Below are 3,095 nucleotides of genomic sequence, written 5' to 3'. Positions count from 1 at the left end.
ACTTTTGAAAGATGGTGTAAACAGGATTCTATAGAAGAAGATAAGAGAAAAACTTGTATAAGACCTGAACCTAAAAACAAGCTTTCTAGAGAGGAATATCAAAGTGTCCTAAATACTGTAAATAGATCAGAGTTCGCTGATTTACCCCCATCGCAAATAGTTCCAAAACTAGCTGATAAGGGTATTTACATTGCATCTGAATCAACATTTTATAGAATACTTAGGGCAGAAAATATGCAACATCATAGAGTGCATACAAAGCCACCTGAAAGAATAAAATTACCGACTACATTTATTGCAGATGGTCCAAATCAGGTTTGGACATGGGATATAACATGGTTAAATACATATACTAGAGGAATTTATTATAAACTATATACAATCATTGATATTTTCAGCAGAAAAATAGTTGGCTGGGAAGTTTGGGCTGAAGAAAATGGTGAACTCGCATCAGAGTTAGTAGAAAGAGCTATGCTATCGGAAAAAGTTAAAATAAAGAATAATAAAAATCCATTAGTCCTTCATTCTGATAATGGAGCACCTATGAAGTCATATACATTAAAAGCTAAATTAGAAGTACTAGGTGTGATATCTTCATATTCAAGGCCACGAGTAAGTAATGATAATCCATATTCAGAGGCTCATTTTAAAACTATGAAATATAGGCCAGGATATCCAAAGGACGGCTTTGCATCGATAGATGCTGCTAGAGAATGGGTATCTAATTTTGTTAATTGGTATAATAATGAACATTATCACAGTGGTATAAAATTTATGACTCCAAATAGCCGACATAATGGAGAAACAGAGTCAATTATGAATAATCGAATAAAAGTTTATGAAACTGCTAGAGCACTTAATCCGACTAGATTTAATAAAGGAATAAGAAATTGGACTATACCTGAAACTGTAGCATTAAATCCTACTGTTGAGATTAAAGGTAAATTCAGAATAGTCTAATGTAAAATTATGTATAATGATTTTGGTAGCATAGTTTAAAATTTAAGTGTAAATTTATTGATAAAATGTAATTAAATAAAAATAGTCGCCGCTAAATAAAAAAATTAAACTTATGCGACAACTATCTTGACAAATTCCGCATTTCTTTCGAGTAATGAATTTTTAAAAGCATCTCTTATTTTTTTACTATCATTTAATTCATGATGTGATCCATCTATTTCAATTGCAACTAAAGGAACAAAAGACTTTTCAGATAATAATAATATATCTATATGATAAGAAGAAAGTTGTTTTAAATTTTGGTTTTTAAAATCATTAGTAGGTTTAAAAAGTTCTCTTAATGAAACATGAGGTAATATTTCAACTTTAGCAGATTTATTTTTTATGAAATCATTAATATAAAAATATACTTTTTTTTCTAAAGAGCTATCCCAAAAATCTTTTTCTTTATAGTAATATGTACTTTTCTTTATACTCTCAATTCTTTCCTCAGTAGATTTGTAGCTTTGATTTAAAGTTGAATTTTGATTTGAACTTACATTATTATTTTTCTCAATAGTGAGCTTATTAATTTTTTGAGTTAAGTTTGATAAAGATTTTTTTAAAGAGTTATTTTTATATAGCAAATAACTTATTATAATACAAACAATTAAAAATTCCATATGTGACCTCCCAGTATCAATATCATTAATATTAATATTTATTAAAAATTTTTTCAAGCTTTAAGGATAAAGCTTGAAAAATTCTAATAAATTAAAGTTACTTTATATGAGCAACATAGTATAATATAGATAAGTTATTAATATTTATAAGGAGTTGATTTAGCGTGACTAAATTAGAAATATTAAGTCCCAAAATAGATTTTGTATTTAAAAGAATTTTTGGTAATGAAAATAATCCAAGAATATTAATTTCATTCTTAAATGCAGTAATAAAGCCAAAAGATTTAATAGAAACAGTACAAATAATGAATAATGATATAGATAAAGAATCTATAGAAGATAAATTTAGTAGATTAGATATTAAGGCAAAAACTAATAAAAATGAATTAATTAATATTGAAATTCAAATTAAAGATGAACATAATATGGTAAAGAGAAGCCTATATTATTGGAGTAAAATGTTTGAAAGTCAACTTACAGAAGGGAAAAAGTATGATACACTAGCAAAAACAATTTGTATAAATATATTGAATTTTAAGTGTTTAAAGACAAAAGAAGCCCATTCAATATATAGATTAAAAGAAATTAATACAAATGAGGAATTAACAGATCTTCAGGAAATACATTTTATAGAATTACCTAAATTACCTAAGAATGAAGAAATAAAAGATGTATTTGATGCCTGGATGGAGTTTATAGAAAATCCTATAAGTAATAAACTTGAAAAAGCTGAAATGACTATACAAGAAATTAGAGAAGCCAAAAGTGAATTACTAAGATTAAGTGCAAATGATAAAGAAAGAATGAAATATGAAGATAGAAGGGCAGCTTTATTAGATAAAGTAAGTGCTCTTGAAAATGCTGAGGAAAAGGGAATAAAAATTGGAAAGAAAATTGGGAAAAAAGAGGGTACTATAGAAGTAGCTAAAAATTCTTTGAAAGCTGGACTTGATATAGATACTATTAGTAGTATTACAGGATTAGAAAAAAGTGAGATAGAAAAATTATTATAGAGGGATCATTTTAATAAAATATAATCATAATTAATCAAAAATATAATAATATAGATACTAAGATAAAATTATAATTTATTATATTATTTAGTAAAAGGGGATGAGATCGAGATTAAAGTTATAAATAGTATTGAATTACTTGTTATTATATATTTTATAATAAAATTAGCAGTTAAGAATGGTATAAATGAATCAATATTAGGAAAAAAAGACACAAAATTTACAATAAAAGAATCAATTATATTTAGTATAATATTAATTATTAGTGGAATATTTATTTTGATAATTCATCATGAATTATCAATAGTCACAATCTGGTTAGTTATAAGTGCTCTTATATTATTAATTACAAGTTTAATTGATAATATAAAAAATAGTGATTAAAAAAATGGAGCTGTATCAGATTGAATTAATAAATTCAGTCTGAATACAACTCCTTTTTAATTGTTCAAAATTTTAT

General features: G+C 25.2%; 3 protein-coding genes. 2 read left to right on the top strand and 1 reads right to left on the bottom strand.

What is annotated here, in order from left to right; genetic code table 11:
- A partial coding sequence (locus HCG76_RS18765) for an IS3 family transposase (RefSeq protein ID WP_221701785.1) occupies nt 1–960 on the top strand: 960 nt, incomplete at its 5' end.
- A 110-nt stretch (nt 961–1,070) separates the two neighbouring features.
- Here the strand turns inward: HCG76_RS18765 and HCG76_RS18760 are convergent.
- Nucleotides 1,071–1,622 carry a DUF2726 domain-containing protein gene (locus HCG76_RS18760; protein WP_221701784.1) on the bottom strand — a complete coding sequence of 184 codons (552 nt, stop codon included), beginning with the start codon at nt 1,620–1,622 and terminating at the stop codon, nt 1,071–1,073.
- Nucleotides 1,623–1,786: 164 nt separating this feature from the next.
- Here HCG76_RS18760 and HCG76_RS18755 point away from each other — a divergent pair, with 164 nt between their 5' ends.
- On the top strand, nt 1,787–2,635 hold the full coding sequence (locus HCG76_RS18755; RefSeq protein WP_221701783.1) for an Rpn family recombination-promoting nuclease/putative transposase: 849 nt from the start codon (nt 1,787–1,789) through the stop codon (nt 2,633–2,635).
- Nucleotides 2,636–3,095 lie beyond the last annotated feature (460 nt).

Source organism: Clostridium sp. K13, from assembly GCF_019734195.1.
In the GTDB taxonomy this organism is placed as follows: Bacteria; Bacillota; Clostridia; order Clostridiales; family Clostridiaceae; genus Clostridium.
This window is presented reverse-complemented; position numbering and strand designations above follow the sequence as displayed.

Coding starts and splice junctions, on each gene's coding strand:
- HCG76_RS18760 (WP_221701784.1), bottom strand. CDS start 1,622: ATGGAATTTTTAATTGTTTGTATTATAATAAGTTATTTGCTATATAAA.